16 protein-coding genes are annotated in these 15,597 nt (G+C 71.3%); 6 read left to right on the top strand and 10 right to left on the bottom strand.

Features of this window, described 5'->3' with window-relative positions; genetic code table 11:
• Nucleotides 1-39 precede the first annotated feature (39 nt).
• On the bottom strand, nt 40-1,002 hold the full coding sequence (locus ABD743_RS12000; protein ID WP_344722159.1) for an HpcH/HpaI aldolase/citrate lyase family protein: 963 nt from the start codon (nt 1,000-1,002) through the stop codon (nt 40-42).
• 170 nt (nt 1,003-1,172) lie between these two features.
• Nucleotides 1,173-2,045, bottom strand: a complete 873-nt coding sequence (locus tag ABD743_RS12005; RefSeq protein WP_344721751.1) for a PhzF family phenazine biosynthesis protein — start codon at nt 2,043-2,045, stop codon at nt 1,173-1,175.
• Between the two features lie 268 nt (nt 2,046-2,313).
• Here ABD743_RS12005 and ABD743_RS12010 point away from each other — a divergent pair, with 268 nt between their 5' ends.
• Together ABD743_RS12010 and ABD743_RS12015 are read left to right on the top strand one after the other, a co-directional pair.
• A complete protein-coding gene (locus ABD743_RS12010) occupies nt 2,314-3,606 on the top strand; it encodes a magnesium transporter MgtE N-terminal domain-containing protein (RefSeq protein WP_344721753.1) in 1,293 nt (430 codons plus the stop codon).
• Nucleotides 3,599-4,186, top strand: coding sequence for a DUF1003 domain-containing protein (locus tag ABD743_RS12015; RefSeq protein ID WP_344721755.1), 588 nt, complete (start codon nt 3,599-3,601; stop codon nt 4,184-4,186). Before ABD743_RS12010 ends, ABD743_RS12015 begins: the two co-directional genes overlap by 8 nt.
• Here the strand turns inward: ABD743_RS12015 and ABD743_RS12020 are convergent.
• Complete coding sequence (locus ABD743_RS12020; protein WP_344721757.1) at nt 4,164-4,652, bottom strand: MarR family winged helix-turn-helix transcriptional regulator; 489 nt, start codon at nt 4,650-4,652, stop codon at nt 4,164-4,166. The two genes, ABD743_RS12015 and ABD743_RS12020, sit on opposite strands and share 23 nt — an antisense overlap.
• 110 nt (nt 4,653-4,762) lie before the next feature.
• Here ABD743_RS12020 and ABD743_RS12025 point away from each other — a divergent pair, with 110 nt between their 5' ends.
• Entirely contained in the window at nt 4,763-5,911 is a 1,149-nt protein-coding gene (locus ABD743_RS12025; RefSeq protein ID WP_344721760.1) for an Mrp/NBP35 family ATP-binding protein, read from the top strand.
• Between the two features lie 6 nt (nt 5,912-5,917).
• On the opposite strand, the gene ABD743_RS12030 is transcribed toward ABD743_RS12025, so the two are convergent.
• The 7 genes from ABD743_RS12030 to ABD743_RS12060 form a co-directional block, all read right to left on the bottom strand.
• Nucleotides 5,918-7,240 (bottom strand): MFS transporter, encoded by a 1,323-nt coding sequence (locus tag ABD743_RS12030; protein ID WP_344721762.1) that lies wholly within the window; start codon nt 7,238-7,240, stop codon nt 5,918-5,920.
• A gap of 71 nt (nt 7,241-7,311) precedes the next feature.
• Complete coding sequence (locus ABD743_RS12035) at nt 7,312-8,364, bottom strand: MBL fold metallo-hydrolase (RefSeq protein WP_344721764.1); 1,053 nt, start codon at nt 8,362-8,364, stop codon at nt 7,312-7,314.
• A gap of 10 nt (nt 8,365-8,374) precedes the next feature.
• Nucleotides 8,375-9,628 (bottom strand): aspartate aminotransferase family protein, encoded by a 1,254-nt coding sequence (locus ABD743_RS12040; RefSeq protein WP_344721766.1) that lies wholly within the window; start codon nt 9,626-9,628, stop codon nt 8,375-8,377.
• 138 nt (nt 9,629-9,766) lie between these two features.
• Entirely contained in the window at nt 9,767-10,495 is a 729-nt protein-coding gene (locus ABD743_RS12045; protein WP_344721769.1) for a GntR family transcriptional regulator, read from the bottom strand.
• Nucleotides 10,496-10,508: 13 nt separating this feature from the next.
• A complete protein-coding gene (locus ABD743_RS12050; protein WP_344721772.1) occupies nt 10,509-11,279 on the bottom strand; it encodes a maleate cis-trans isomerase family protein in 771 nt (256 codons plus the stop codon).
• Nucleotides 11,276-12,043 carry a maleate cis-trans isomerase family protein gene (locus ABD743_RS12055; RefSeq protein WP_344721775.1) on the bottom strand — a complete coding sequence of 256 codons (768 nt, stop codon included), beginning with the start codon at nt 12,041-12,043 and terminating at the stop codon, nt 11,276-11,278. Before ABD743_RS12055 ends, ABD743_RS12050 begins: the two co-directional genes overlap by 4 nt.
• 6 nt (nt 12,044-12,049) lie before the next feature.
• Nucleotides 12,050-12,556 (bottom strand): DUF3830 family protein, encoded by a 507-nt coding sequence (locus tag ABD743_RS12060; protein WP_344721778.1) that lies wholly within the window; start codon nt 12,554-12,556, stop codon nt 12,050-12,052.
• Nucleotides 12,557-12,661: 105 nt separating this feature from the next.
• Between ABD743_RS12060 and ABD743_RS12065 the strand changes: the two genes are divergently transcribed.
• Genes ABD743_RS12065 through ABD743_RS12075 form a run of 3 tightly spaced genes read left to right on the top strand, consistent with a single transcriptional unit; the run spans nt 12,662 to nt 15,568 of the window.
• Complete coding sequence (locus ABD743_RS12065) at nt 12,662-13,624, top strand: D-2-hydroxyacid dehydrogenase (RefSeq protein WP_344721781.1); 963 nt, start codon at nt 12,662-12,664, stop codon at nt 13,622-13,624.
• Nucleotides 13,621-15,066, top strand: coding sequence for an amidase (locus ABD743_RS12070; RefSeq protein ID WP_344721783.1), 1,446 nt, complete (start codon nt 13,621-13,623; stop codon nt 15,064-15,066). Before ABD743_RS12065 ends, ABD743_RS12070 begins: the two co-directional genes overlap by 4 nt.
• A 58-nt stretch (nt 15,067-15,124) precedes the next feature.
• A complete protein-coding gene (locus tag ABD743_RS12075; protein ID WP_344721785.1) occupies nt 15,125-15,568 on the top strand; it encodes a nuclear transport factor 2 family protein in 444 nt (147 codons plus the stop codon).
• The last annotated feature ends 29 nt before the right edge of the window (nt 15,569-15,597 follow it).

Below are 15,597 nucleotides of genomic sequence, written 5' to 3' on the forward strand. Positions count from 1 at the left end.
ACGTCCTCACCAGAGTCCGGATGAGGGCGGCCGACCTGGTCAGGACTCCGGCGGGGTCCAGCGGTCGGTGCGCTGCATGCCTGCGGCGCGGCCCTTGCCGGAGATCACCAGCGCCATCTTGCGGGAGGCCTCGTCGATCATCTCGTCGCCGATCATCGCGGCCCCCCGCTTCCCGCCGGCCTCCGAGGTGTACCAGTCGTAGGCGTCGAGGATGTTCTCGGCGTGGTCGTAGTCCTCCTGCCGCGGGCTGTAGGTCTCGTTGGCAGCGTCGATCTGGCCGGGGTGCAGCACCCACTTGCCGTCGAACCCGAGCGCCGCGGACCGCCCGGCCACCCGGCGGAACCCGTCGACGTCCTTGATCTGCAGGTACGGGCCGTCGATCGCCTGCTTGTCGTGCGCCCTGGCCGCCATGAGGATGCTCATCAGGATGTGGTGATAGGCGTCGCCCACGTCGTAACCGGGGGGCTGCTCCCCCACCACCAACGACTTCATGTTGATCGACGCCATGAAGTCGGCCGGGCCGAAGATGATCGTCTCCACCCGCGGCGACGCCGTGGCGATCGCGTTGACGTTGGTGAGCCCGAGCGCGTTCTCGATCTGCGCCTCGATACCGATCCGCCCGACCTCGTAGCCCATGGTCTTCTCGATCTGGGTGATCAGCATGTCGAGCGCCACGATCTGCTCGGGCGTCTGCACCTTCGGCAGCATGACGGCGTCGAGGTTGGCGCCCGCCCCCTCGACAACCTCCGTGACGTCCCGGTACGTCCACTCGGTGGTCCAGTCGTTCACCCGGACCACGCGCAGCCGCTCGCCCCACCCGCCCTCGTTGAGGGCCGCGACGATGGTCTTGCGGGCCTCCGGCTTGGCCAGCGGCGCACACGCGTCCTCCAGATCGAGGAACACCTGGTCGGCGGGCAGTGTGCGGGCCTTGTCGATGAACTTCTGGCTGGAGCCGGGCACGGCGAGGCAGGACCGGCGGGCCCGGATCCCCGTGCCGGCCACACCCTCGCCGGACCGAACCGGAGTGGCTCCTGCGTTCGCGGGCTCGTTCACGGGCGACTCCTTGTCGACGTCGGCATTGAGACGGCCGGGTTCCGACGATGCTGGCACGTCCCCGCCGGATGTGCGGGGCGGGGTGATCCGGTTCTCACCGGTCGGGTGGCTGATACCTGTCAGGGAAGCGCGAGCAGCTCACCACGGGCGACGGCCACCACTCCGCCGCGCACGGACGTCGTCTGCGCCACACCACCGGCTGCGTGCACGACGACCGCCAGGTGCGACGGCCGTCCGACCTCCACGCCCTGCGCCACGAGGAAGCCGGACTGCCCGTCGGCCGGGAGCACCCCGCGATCGACGAGGAACACACCGAGCGCCACGGCCGCCGACCCCGTGGCGGGGTCCTCGGTGACGCCGGCTTCGGGGGCGAACATCCGCATGTGGGCCTGCCAGGCCGCGCGGTCGTAGGACACGACCGCGACGCCCACCAGGTCCGACGCGAGGGCGCGCAGGGCGGCGGCGTTGGGCACGCCGGCACGCACCACGGCGCCCGCACGCACGGGAAGAACGGCGTAGGGCACGCCTGCCGCGGCCACACCGGCCTGCACGCCGGGCTCGACGTCCTCGGCGCGCAGGCCGACCGCGGCCGCCAGCGCCGTAGCGTCCAGCACCGGCCCGACGACCGGAGCGCCGCCGCTCACCTGCGCGCCGTGCGTGTCCACGTGCACCGGCAGCAGCCCGGCCCCGCACTCCTGCACGACGTCTCCGGTGCTGATGAGGCCCTTCTGCGCGAGCAGCCATGCCGCGCCCACGCTGGGGTGGCCTGCGAAGGGCAACTCCCGCGCGGGCGTGAAGATGCGCAACCGGTAGTCGGCCTCTGCGGTGGTCGGCGGGAGCGGGAACGCGGTCTCCGAGAGGCCGAACTCCGCGGCGATCGCCTGCATCTGAACGGACGAGAGGTCGACGCCGCCGTGCACGACCGCGAGGGGGTTGCCGGCGAACGCGGCGTCGGTGAAGACGTCGAGCACGTCGTACCGCATGGGGATCATGCGTGCAGTCTGGCCGACGCCCACCCGGCGCCGGCGGAAAGCCCGGTGGGCCGAATACAGCGCGGGGCGACGCCGGGCGCGGAAGAGATCGGCAATCAAAGCCCTCGAAATGTGCTGACGGCACGCCTTTCGCCCGTCTGCGAATCGAGGTATTCGAGCCCACCGCACCAGGCCCGACGGTGCGTGACCGTGCGCTCAACCCCTGTCGAGGAGCACGTGGAGCACGTCGTACCGAAACGGGATCCGGAATCCGCCCTAGTCTTTCCCTGTGAGCACCGAACGCATCTTCGTCGCACGCCTGAGCGGGCTGGCCGTTTTCGGGCCCGACGGCGAGCGCATCGGCAAGGTGCGTGACCTCGTGGCCTCATTGCGCGTCGACGCCAGTCCGCCGCGCGTGCTCGGCATGGTGGTTGAGCTTGCCACCAGGCGGCGGATCTTCGTCCCGATGCTGCGGGTCACCACCATCGACCCGAGCGCCGTCACACTCGCCACGGGTCGGGTCAGCCTGCGTCGCTTCGCCCAGCGCCCGAACGAGACGCTGCTCGTCGGCCAGTTGATCGACGCCCCGGTCAAGCTGGCCGACAGCGGTGAGGAAGCCGTCGTCGTCGACGCCGCGATCGAGCCCAACCGCAGGCGGGACTGGGTGGTCGGGCGGCTCGCGGTGCGCGCGCGCCGGCACGGGTTCGCCCGGCGTGGACCGGTCCAGGTCGTGGAATGGAGCGCTGTCACCGGCCTGTCGCTATCGGACCGGCAGGGCACCGCCGGCCTCCTGGCAGTTTTCGAGACGATGCGCCCCGCCGACGTCGCGACCGCTCTCTCCGAGCTGCCCGCGAAACGCCAGCACGAGGTGATCGACGGCCTCGATGACGAACGGCTCGCCGACGTGTTCGAGGAGATGTCCGAGCACGAGCAGCGCAAGCTGCTCAAGCACCTCGACGCCGAGCGCGCCGCCGACGTGCTCGAGGCGATGTCACCCGACGACGCAGCCGACCTGCTGCACGAGCTGCCCCACGCCGACGCCGACGCGCTGCTGGCACTGATGGAGCCCGACGAGTCGGCCCCCGTGCGCAGGCTGATGTGCTACTTGTCCGACACCGCGGGTGGCCTCATGACCCCCGAACCGATCATCCTGCGCCCGGACGCCACGGTGGCCGAGGCCCTGGCCCGGATCCGCAACCCCGACATTCCGCCCGCGCTGGCGAGCATGGTGTTCGTCTGCCGCTCCCCCTCCCAGACCCCGACAGGGCGCTACCTGGGGTGCGTGCACGCGCAGCGCTTGCTGCGGGAGCCCCCGTCCGAGCTCGTCGCCGGGGTGGTGGACGCCGAGCTGGCACGGCTCACCCCGGACGCGAAACTCGGCGAGATCACCCGCTACTTCGCCGCGTACAACCTGGTGGCGGGACCTGTGGTCGACAGGGAGGAGCACCTGCTCGGGGCCGTCACCGTCGACGACGTGCTCGACCACCTGCTCCCACCCGACTGGCGCGACCGGCTGAACGACCCCGACGTCGCGTCGGACCGGGAGCCCGACGACGCTGATTCCGAGGTGGCGGATGCCTGAGATCATCACGTCCCGCAGGCTCGACCAGCCGCGCAGCAGCCGGACCAGGTTCGAGGTCGACCCGGACTGGTTCCCCCGGCTGTCGGAGCGCATCGCCCGCTTCCTCGGCACCGGCCGCTTCCTCGTGATCCAGAGCCTGATCGTGCTCGTGTGGATCGCGTTGAATCTCAGCGCCGTCGCCTGGCGCTGGGACCCTTACCCGTTCATCCTGCTCAACCTGGCCTTCTCCACCCAGGCGGCCTACGCGGCGCCCCTGATCCTGCTGGCGCAGAACAGGCAGGACGACCGTGACCGCGTGTCACTCGATGAGGACCGCGCTCGCGCGGCACAGACGAAGGCCGACACCGAGTACCTCGCGCGAGAGCTCGCCGCCCTGCGGATCGCGTTGGGCGAGGTGGCCACCAGGGACTACCTGCGCAGCGAGCTGGAAAGGCTCGCCGAGAAGATCAACGGAAAGGCCCACCCGGACAGGGCTCACCCCGACAACGCCCGCCCCGGCAGGACGAGCACGGACCGATCCGGCCGTGGCCCGGACACCGATGGGGCCACGGCCACGGTCACTCGGCCAGCCGACGACTGATCCGTTCCAGTGCGCCGAGCTCCTCACCGTCCAGTTTCTCGACGAAGTACCGCACGATCCCGTAGAGATGGGTGCGCGACGCCGTGCGCAGGCGGAGCAGGCCCGCCTGGGTGAGTTCGGCGGCGACGCCACGCCCGTCGCTCTCCACCGGGCAGCGCGCGACCAGGCCGGACTTCTCCAGCCTGTCCACCAGCCGCGTCACGCCGGAACGCGAAAGGAGCACGGCATCGGCCAGCTCCGTCATCCGCAGTCGCCGGTCGGGGGCCTCGGCGAGCTGGACCAGCACGTCGTACGCCGCGAGCGAGAGCTTCTGCTCCGCCACCAGCTCGGTCTCCAGGGCGCGGGTGATCGTGGCGTGTGCCCGAAGGAACGTGCGCCACGAGTCGAGCTGCTCGCGGGTCGGTGAGTGTCGGCCCGTCCGCGCAGGGGTTTCGGCGGGCGGTGCGTGGGCGGCGGTGTCCGTCACGGCGGACGATGCTACGGACGTCGCACCGCAAGAGCACAGACGTAACATGTAAATGGTCGTGGCAAGGTCACGTGCAAGCAAAGTCGCAGGAAGGTGCAGCGGAACCTCTGATGTCCACCACCGGCAACACCACCACCACGGAGCAGGCCGTGCATGCGGCGCTCGCCACCGTCGACGACCCGGAGATCCACCGCCCGATCACCGAGCTCGGCATGGTGAAGAGCGTCGTGGTGCTCGCCGACGGTCGTGCGCAGATCGGGGTGTACCTCACGGTCGCGGGCTGTCCGATGCGCGACACGATCACCAAGCGGGTCACCGCAGCGGTGTCCGCCGTCGAGGGCATCACCGGTGTCGACGTCGAGCTCGACGTGATGAACGACGAGCAGCGCACCCAGCTGCGCCGGGGTCTGCGTGGCGACTCCGCCGAGCCGGTCATCCCGTTCGCGCAGCCCGGCTCGCTCACCCGCGTGTACTGCGTGGCCTCCGGCAAGGGCGGCGTCGGCAAGTCGTCCGTCACCGTCAACCTGGCGGCTGCGATGGCGGCCAAGGGCCTCTCCGTCGGTGTGGTCGACGCCGACATCTACGGCCACTCGGTGCCCCGGATGCTCGGCACGTCCGCGCGGCCCACCAAGGTCGAGAACATGATCATGCCACCGCAGGCCCACGGCGTGAAGGTCATCTCGATCGGCATGTTCACCCCCGGCAACGACGCGGTGGTGTGGCGCGGCCCGATGCTGCACCGCGCGCTGCAGCAGTTCCTCGCGGACGTGTTCTGGGGCGACCTCGACGTCCTGCTGCTCGACCTGCCCCCCGGCACGGGTGACATCGCGATCTCCACGGCCCAGCTCGTGCCGAACGCGGAGCTGCTCGTGGTCACCACACCGCAGATGGCTGCGGCCGAGGTGGCCGAACGGGCGGGGTCGATCGCCCTGCAGACCCGCCAGCGGCTCGCCGGCGTCGTCGAGAACATGTCGTGGATGGAGCTCCCCGACGGCACCCGCATGGAGGTCTTCGGTGCCGGCGGCGGCCAGACGGTGGCCGACTCCCTCACCCGCACCCTGGGCGCCCCGGTGCCGCTGCTCGGTCAGGTGCCGCTGGAGACGCGCCTGCGCGAATGCGGCGACTCCGGCACCCCGATCGTGCTGGCCGAGCCGGAGTCGCCGGCGGCCGTCGCCCTGCGCGGGGTGGCCGACAGGCTCACCACGCGTGCGCGCGGACTCGCGGGGATGAGCCTGAACATCAGCCCTGTCCGCAAGTAGGAGCCCTCAGACCGGAGCAGATGCCGGCACCGTGCCGTCCAGCACCTCGTCCTTCGTCTCGGGAAGGGCGAGGACGCACAGCACGCTGAGCAGGCCCAATGCTGCCAGGTAGACCCCGACGCCGATGCCGCCGAACGCCGCGGTCAGCGGCGGCGCCACGATCAGCGGAACGGCGCCGCCGAGGATCCCCGCGAGGTTGTAGCCCATCCCGGCCCCGGTGTAGCGGTACCGGGCGGCGAAGATCTCCGGCAGGTAGGCGGCGGCGGGCCCGTAGGGGATGCCGACCACCACCATCAGCAGCACCATTCCGGCCACGAAGGACACCGCATTTCCCGGCTGCATGATCGCGAACGCGAGCGGTCCGGCCACCACGGCCAGCACGTTGCCGACGAGGATCACCCGCCGCCTGCCGTGCCGGTCCGACCACAACGCCGAGAGCACACACGTCCCGGCGAACACCAGAGCGCCGATGAGCCCGCCGACGAGCACCGTCGGCCGGGAGAGCCCGAGCACACCGTGACCGGGGGCGGAGCTCGCGTAGCTCGTGAGGTACACCGAGCCGATGTAGAAGAACGCGAAGATCATGGTGAGCGTGCCGCCGGTCAGCAGGACCTCGCGCCACTGGTGGCGCAGCGCCGTCACGAACGGCAGGCGAACCTGCTCGTTACGTGACTCGACCTGGCGGAACACCGGCGTCTCGTCGACCTTCAAACGGATGTAGAGCCCGACGGCGACGAGCAGGATGCTGATCAGGAACGGAAGCCGCCAACCCCACTCCCGGAACGCCTCCGGGCTCATGGCGAGTGTGGTGACCAGGAAGGTCACCGAGGAAAGGGCCAGCGCGATACCCGGCCCCAGCTGCGGGAACATGCTGTAGAGCCCACGCTTGTGCGCCGGGGCGTACTCCGTGGTGAGCAACGCGGCACCGGCCCACTCGCCACCCACGGCGAGACCCTGCAGGGCACGCAGCACCACGAGGACGACCGGCGCGAGCACGCCGATCGTCTCGGCGGAGGGCAGCAGGCCGATGGCGAACGTCGACAGCCCCATCAGCAGCAGGGTGGCGACGAGGGTGCGCTTGCGCCCGAGCCGGTCACCGAAGTGGCCGAAGAGGATCGAGCCGACCGGCCGGAAGAAGAACGCGACGCCGAACGTCGCGAACGCGGCCACCGTGCCCGCTGCCGTCCCGAGCGCGGGGAAGAACACCGGTGCGAACACCAGCGCGGCCGCGGTGCCGTAGATGAAGAAGTCGTAGAACTCGATCGTCGTGCCGGCGAACGACGCGACCGCGACCCGGTGCATCGGCACCTCGGCGTCCTTGCTGGTCATCGGGCACCTCCCGGAGTGGAAGCGCCACCGTAACCGAGCAACTGTGATCTACACCACAGCGGCCGCGATGCTCACGCCGCGAGGCGGTAGGTACTTCCGCTGCTGCCAGGAAGCCAGGCGTCGGGCAGAGCCGCGGCCAGCGCGTGCTGCGCCCGCCAGCCCGTGCAGTGGCCCGGCACCACCATCGCCGGGGCCAGCTCGGTGAGCGCGGCGACCGTCGGCGGGATCACCGGCTCGAAGAACGGGCCGCTCAGGTGCAGGCCGCCGAGCAGCGCGTGCAGGCGGTCCACCCCGGTGAGCCGTTGCGCATGCCGCACGATGTTGATCGCCCCGGCGTGCCCGCAGCCGGTGAGCACCACGAGCCCGCGGTCGCGGACGTTCACCACCAGAGCCTGGTCGTCCGGCACGAGGGCGTCGTGCTCCCAGCCGGAACCCGTCCACGCCTGGTGGGACGGCGGCATCCCGCGCTCGTACTCCGTGGTGCGGTCGACCTCCCCGGTGATCAGCACGCAGTCGTCGACCAGCAGCGACGGCTCCCGGCGCTCGACCACTCCGAAACCCTCACCCTCCAGGGCGCGCCTGCTCAGCGTCGGCATCTCGAAGGTGTGGTTGTTCGGCAGCGCGAGCCGCCTGCGCGTCCATGCGCCGGGGTGCAGCACCATCGGCAGTGTCCGCGCCCCGCGCCGCCCGGCGAGCCCGACCAGGCCCCCGGCGTGGTCGAAGTGGCCGTGGCTGAGGACCACCCCGTGCACGTCGGACAGGTCGATGTCCATCCGCGACGCATTGGTGACCATGCCGTCGACGCTCAGCCCGGTGTCGAACAGCAGGGTGGTGGTGCTCGCGCCACGGCGCACCGCGACGAGCGCGGCGAACCCGTGCTCGGCACACAGGCCCGGGTCGGTGCGGCTGTCCTCGAACTGCGCGGCGGTCTCCCAGGTGAGACCAGGGTTCACCCGGGAGACCCGCTCGTCGCTGCTCAGCAGTGCGTCGAACACGTTGTCGACGAGCGTGGTGATCCGCACCTCGTCCACCGGCTGCAGGGCGATCGGATCGACTGCGGCTCCCTCGGCGAGCCGCGGAGCGGCAGCGAGCGCCTCCGCCGGACCACCGTGTTCGTCACACATGCAGGGAACGCTACGTGGCAGAGCGCAGCGCCTCGGCCCACATCCCGATCGCGTCGTCGACCTGCTCACTGGTGACGATCAACGGTGGGATCATCCGCACAACGTTCGTGTACGGCCCACATGTCAGCAGCAGCAGCCCCGCCTCGGCAGCCGCGGCATGGGCGCGGGTGGCGGCTGCGGTGTCGGGCGAGCCGTCCGCCGTGCAGAACTCGTTGCCCACCATGAGGCCCAGCCCCCGGACGTCGGCGATCCCTGCGTGGTCGGCCGCCACCTTGCGTGCTCCCTCGAGCAGGCGCACTCCCTGCTCGGCGGCGTTGGCGACGAGCCCCTCGTCCTCGATCACGTCGATGGTGGCGAGCGCGGCGGCGCAGGCCACCGCGTTGCCGCCGTACGTGCCGCCCTGCGAGCCCGGCCACGCCTTGCTCATGAGCTCGGTGGAGGCCGCGATCCCGGAGAGCGGGAAACCGCTGGCGAGGCCCTTCGCCGTGATCAGGATGTCGGGACGGACGCCCGGGGTGTGCTCGTGGCCCCAGAACCGGCCGGTCCGGCCGAAGCCGGTCTGCACCTCGTCGGCGATCAGCAGGATCCCGCGTGCGTCGGCCCGTTCTCGCAGGCCGGCGAGGAAGGCAGGTGGCGTGGGTACGTAGCCACCCTCCCCGAGCACCGGCTCGATCACGAAGGCCGCGACGTCGGCAGCGGGAGCCGCGGTGACGAGGAGCCGGTCGAGCTCACGCAGGCAGAACGCGACGGTCTCCTCCTCGCTCCAGCCGTAGCGGAAGGCGTAGGGGAACGGGGCGAACTCGACGCCGCCCATCATCGGCCCGATGCCGGCCCGGATCTTCGCCCCGGACGTCGTGAGCGCGGCCGCGCCCATCGTGCGCCCGTGGAAGCCGCCCTCGAAGGCGACGATCAACGGCCTGCCGGTGGCCTGGCGGGCCAGCCGCACCGACGCCTCGACGGCCTCGCTGCCCGAGTTCGCGAAGAACAAGCTGTCCAGCCCCGCCGGAAGCACGTCTCCCAGGCGCTCTGTGAGCCGCAGCAGCGGCTGGTGCATCACGGTGGTGTACTGGCCGTGGATGAGGGTGGCCACCTGCTCCTGAGCCGCCGCGACCACACGGGGATGGCAGTGGCCCGTGCTGGTGACGCCGATGCCGGCCGTGAAGTCCAGGTAGCGACGCCCCTCCGTGTCGATCAGATGGACGCCCTCACCTCGGGCTGCCAGCACCGGGGTGGCCTGCGTCAGAGCCGGGGACAGCTGAGCCATGCGCCCTCCTCAAGAATTGTCGATTGTCGACAATCAGTGAGCATAGTCCTCCCACCCGGAATCCGGGAGCGCTGCTACAGCCACTCTCCGACGAAGAGAGCGTTCGCCGGGATGTCGACCGTCACCGAGCGGCAGAGGTCAGGCGGGAACCGCGGGCGGCGGCGTGGCCGTGGCGATCGACGGCGGCTTGGCCTGGGCGAGCGACGGCGCCGCGGCACGTGGCGCGAGGATGCGCGCCACTGCGTCGGCCATGTGTTCCTCCAGCACCACGGCGAGTCGCTCGGCGTCGCCGTCGCGCACGGCGTCGCGCAGCTCGCGGTGCTCGGCCAGCAGCGCGTCGGCCGGTGGCGCGGTGTCCTGCAGCGCGGCCAGGCACATCCTGGTCTCGACGAGCAGCGCGTCGGCCATCCTCAGCAGCCGCGGGCTGCCGGACGCCGCGACGAGCTCGGCATGGAACGCGTGGTCGGCGTCCGCCAGCGCGACGGGGTCGTCCGCGACCTCCTCCATCGCGTCCAGGGCCGCGGTCAGGCGGTCAGCGGCGGCGGTGCGGTCACCGGCCATGACGAGCAGCCCCGCGGCGCGCTCGACGGCGGTGCGGGCCGTGTAGACGTCGCGCACGTCCGCCTCGTCCAGGTCACGCACGAAGAGCCCGCGGTGGCGTTCGCTGCGCAGCAGCCCCTCCGCGACCAGCCGCTGCATGGCCTCTCGCAGCGGGCCCCGGCTCACGCCGAGCCGCGTGGCGAGCTCGACCTCCCCCAGCTGGGCGCCTTGCGGCAGGGCGCCTCGCATGATCGCTTCCCGGATCCGGTCGGCGACGATCGCGGCGGTGGAGCGGCGCTCCACCGGCTCCAGATCACTCAGGTCCACCCGGTCCTCCCCATCACGCCCGGCTGGTCGAACCGGTGGCGGTGTGGGCGAACAGGCTACCCAGCCCGGCGCGCGGGGTGTCGGCACCCGCGAGCCGCAGACCCTGCCAGATGCTCACCTGGTTGGCCGTGAGCACCGGCTTGCCGACGCGGTCGTCGAGCGCGTCGAGCTGCGCGATCGTGTGCAGCGCGGTGTCGGGCAGCAGCACGACCTCAGCGTCGGCGTGGTCGGCTGCCGCCGCGAACTCCAGCACAGCGGCGGGCGGGAGCGTGCCGACCTCGGCCGCTGTGACGATCCCGCGCGTCGACAGCGAGAGCACGTCGATGCCGGCTCCGGCGAGGAACACCACGAACCGCTCCGCCACCTCGTCGGGGTAGGTGGCGCCGATTGCGACCCTGGTGACGCCGAGGCGCGCGCAGGCGTCGACGAAGGCGAACGAGGTGCTCGACGCCGGTACGCCTGCCACCGCCTCCAACGCAGCGACCTGCGCGGCCGCACCTTCACGGCCGAACACGAAGCTCCCGCTGGTGCAGGCCCACATCACCGCGTCGAGCGGACCTGCTCCGCTCTGCTGCAGCGCCCTGACCCCCGCGGCGAGGACGTCGTCAGCGCCGATGCCCAGCAGCGCGTCGACGCGGTGGGCGTCCTCGCGCATCTCGGTGTGGACGAGCGGCAGCCGCACCGCCGACGTTCCCAGCAGCGTCTCCGCGCACGGGTAGTCGTCCTCAGCCGAGTAGCCGGGGTAGAGGATGCCGACAGTCACTGCCGGTGTAGGTGAGGTCATGCCGCTCCCGGTTCCAGGTGGGGCACCTCGGCGCGCAGCAGACGTCCACCGCCGATCGCCTCCCGGCCCATCGACCGGAGCGCAGCCCACATGGTGACCTGGTTGGCGGTGAGCACCGGCTTGTCGAGCGCGAGCTCGAGCGGCTCGATGAGGTCGTAGCTGGGCAGGTTGGTGCAGCTGATGAACAGTCCGTCGGCGTCGTCGGCATCGACGGAGCGCACGATCTCGACGATCTCGGCGTAGCTGACCCGCCAGATGTTGCCGAGCAGCCCCAGCCCTTCGCAGGACACCGTCTGCACGCCGTGCTCGGCGAGGTAGTTCACGAGCCGGCGCGTGACCGGTTCGACGTACGGCGTGGCGATCGCGAGTCGCGTGATTCCGAGGACCTTGAGCGCGTCGATCAGCGCTCCCGACGTGGTGCAGGCCGTGGGCGCTCCCGCGCCCATCATCGTGCGGCGTAGCACCTCCTCGCCCGCGGCTCCGTCGACGAAGCTCCCCGACGTGCACGCATAGGCGACCACGGCCGGTTCCGGGGTGAGGACGTCACGCGTGGCACGGCGCAGTGCGCGCCGGTCGCCGCACGCCACCGCCATCTCGACGGTGACCGGCGTGGTGAAGAACGGGAGCCTCGTGAGGTAGAGCGAGACGTCCTCGGGGACCCATCGCCACAGTTCGCGGTCGAGCGCGAAGTCGAAGGGTGCGACCACGCCGATGCCGTGCTGATGAGCAGGCTCGGCGAGCCCCACCGACAGCTCGGTGGGCACGGCTGCCTACCGGACGTCCGGATCGAAGCGTTCGTACGTCAGCCGTTCGCCGGCACTGCCCGAGCGCCACACGTCGTGGCACGCCTCCGCCATCGGCGCGAGGTCCTCGACGATCGTGGCGAAGACGTTGCCCGGCACCCAGCCGACGTCGCCGTTGATCAGGAGGTTGTTGCGGCCGTAGAAGATCGCGAGGTCGATCGCGCCGTCCTCGGCGTCGATTCCCTGGTCGGCCTTGAACGCAGCGTCGAGCATCCCGCCGGCGAAGTCGAACAGGCAGACGTCGCCCGGGATCGGGGTGACCGTGGGGTTCTCGCGGCCGATCTGCGCGAAGCGAGGCACCATCGTGTAGACCTCGTTGCGTGCGTACTTGGCGTGTTGGGCCTCGCCGCCGAGCGGCCCGTCGGCCAGCGCGTCCCAGACCGCGGCGCAGGTGCGCGGAGCATCCTTCTCGAGCAGCTCGGCCACGCACGAGACGCCGCGGCGAGCCAGAGTGATGCGGAGGAACTTCGTCATGAGCGACTCCATCCGACGGGTCCCGCAACACCGCGGATTGTTGACAATAATACGAGAGCTTCCTAGCGTGTCAACAGTCGGCCTCCGACTGGGAAGGTATCCGTTTTGCCCGTTTCCCCAGGTCAGCGGCCGCACCCGACGATCACCGTACTGCACGCGGAGGATCGCCCGCCCGGCCTCGAAAGCGACGAGGTTCGCTTCGCGACCGACAAGACCCTGAGCGACGCGCTTCCCGGCAGCGAGGTGCTGCTCGTCTGGGACTTCACCTCGGACGCCGTGCGCCACGTGTGGCACGCAGCAGACGCACTGCGCTGGGTGCACACCGCCAGCGCCGGCGTCGACCGGCTGATCTTCCCCGAGCTGCTCGACTCCACGGTGACGCTCACCAACTCCCGCGGCGTGTTCGACGTGCCCATGGCGGAGTACGTGCTCGGGCTCGTGCTCGCGATGGCCAAGGACCTGCCCACCACCCTCGCCGCCCAGCAGCGGCACGAATGGCGCCACCGCGACAGCGAGCGTGTGGCCGGCACCTGCGCCGTCGTGGTGGGCGGCGGACCGATCGGACGCGCGATAGCCCGGCTGCTCACGGCCGTCGGCATGCGGGTCGAACTGGTCGGCCGGCGCGCGTCGGAGGGCGTGCACGAGGCGGATGCGCTCCCCGGCCTGCTGCCCCGCGCCGACTGGCTCGTGCTCGCGGCACCGCTCACAGAAGCCACCCGCGGCATGCTCGACGCCACCGCGCTCGCCGCTTTGCGCCCGTCCACGCGCGTGATAAACGTGGGACGCGGTGGGCTCGTCGTCGAGCCCGATCTGGTGGACGCACTCCGCAGCGGACGCCTCGCCGGCGCCGCCCTCGACGTCTTCGCCCGTGAACCGCTCGCCTCGGACAGCCCGCTGTGGGATCTCCCCGGCGTGATCGTCTCGCCGCACATGTCCGGCGACGTGCTCGGGTGGCGCGAGGAGCTCATGGAGGTGTTCGCCGAGAACCTCGCCCGCTACCGCGCGGGAGAACCGCTGCGCAACGTCGTCGACAAGACCTTGGGCTACGTGACCGGAGGAACCTCATGAGCGGAGCGACCGCGGGCGCCGTCGGCAGCGGGGCGATCGGTGATCGGCCGCGCTCTGCCGCCGACCTCACCGCCACCGAGCTGCTGGCTGCCTACCGGGCACGCGAGCTGTCCCCGGTGGAGGCGACCAGGGCGGTCCTCGACCGTGTGGCGGAGCGGGACGGCGAGGTCAACGCCTTCTGCCTGATCGACGAGAACGCCGCGCTCGCGAGCGCCGCCCGGTCCGAGGAGCGGTGGGCGCGGGGTGAGCCCGTCGGCCTGCTGGACGGCGTGCCGGTCTCGATCAAGGACGTCCTGCTCACCGACGGATGGCCGACGCTGCGCGGTTCGCGCACCATCGACCCGAAAGGTCCGTGGACGGTCGACGGGCCACCGGTGGCCCGCGTGCGTGCCCACGGAGGCGTGCTGTTCGGCAAGACCACCACGCCGGAGCTGGGCTGGAAGGGCGTCACCGACTGCTCTCTCACCGGCGTGACGCGCAACCCGTGGGATCCTGCCCGCACCGCGGGCGGCTCCTCCGGCGGCAGCGCAGCCGCGATCCAGCTCGGGATGGGGCCGCTCAGCCTGGGCACCGACGGCGGCGGCTCGGTGCGGATCCCGGCCGGGTTCTGCGGCATCACCGGGCACAAGCCCACCTACGGCAGGGTCCCGGCCCACCCCGCGAGCCCGTACGGCACGCTCGCCCACGTCGGGCCGATGGCACGCACGGCCGCCGACGCAGCGCTGCTGCTCGACGTCATGTCGGGCGTCGACACACGCGATCCCTGGGCACTCGCGCCCACCGACTCGGCGGTCGCCGCACTGGACACGCCCCTCGCCGGCCTGCGGGTGGCGGCCAGCCCCACGCTCGGGTACGTCGACCTGCACCCCGAGGTCGCGGCGGCGTTCACCGCCGCGGTCGAGGTGTTCCGCGCCCTGGGAGCCGTGGTCGAGGAGACCGATCCAGGGTTCGGCGACCCGGTGGAGGCCTTCGAACTGCTCTGGTTCGTCGGCGCCGCGAAGTCCATGGCGCACCTGGGGCTGGCGGAGCGGGCGACGATGGACCCCGGGCTGGTCGAGAGCGCCGAGCAGGTGGCCGGTGCCACGGCCCTGGAGTACGTCGACGCCATGGCCGTGCGCAACGAGCTCGGCACGCTGATGGGCGAGTTCCACTCGCGCTACGACCTCCTGCTCACCCCGACGCTGCCGATCCCCGCCTTCGAAGCAGGCGTGGAGGTCCCATCGGGGTGGCCGCACAAGCGCTGGACGTCGTGGACGCCGTTCACCTACCCGTTCAACATGACCCAGCAGCCCGCGGCGAGCGTGCCGTGCGGATTCACCTCGGACGGCCTGCCCGTCGGACTGCAGATCGTGGGGCCGCGCCACGCCGACAACGCGGTGCTGGCGGCCGCCCATGCCTTCCAGCAGGCAGACCAGCAGGGGCAGGGCCGCTCCACCGGCTGAACGCCGCGACGTCCGATTACCGCCGGATCTGCCCTGCCGCAGCCGCCACGCTGGCGCCATGGGTACCACGGCGACCAGCGAGGCCATGACCGTGTTGACGGGGATGTACGCCGCTGAAGCGGAGTATTTCGCCGCAGGCGGGGCGGGCGCGGCGAGCTTCGAGCCGCTCGAACCGTTCTTCGCCCCGGACGTCGTTCTGTATCAGGCCGACGGGCTCCCGTACGGCGGCACCTGGCGCGGCTACGAGGGCATCGAGCGGTTCTTCGTCGCGATGAGCACGACCTGGGAGGTGTTCGAGATGCTCCAGCAGGACTTCCTGGCCGTGGAAGCACCGATCATCGTGCTCACTCAGGTCGAGGCACGAGCCCGCGCCACCGGCCGCGAGCTCCGCTTCCCGATCCTGCAGACCATCTCCGTGAGAGCCGGCCGCATCACCGAGATCCGCCCGTTCTACTGGGACACCGCCGCGATCGCCGACGCCGTGACCCCGCAAGGGACATGACGCTCAGCTCTCGGGACCGAGCAAGCTGA

The organism is Pseudonocardia yunnanensis, from assembly GCF_039534065.1.
Classification (GTDB): domain Bacteria; phylum Actinomycetota; class Actinomycetes; order Mycobacteriales; family Pseudonocardiaceae; genus Pseudonocardia; species Pseudonocardia yunnanensis.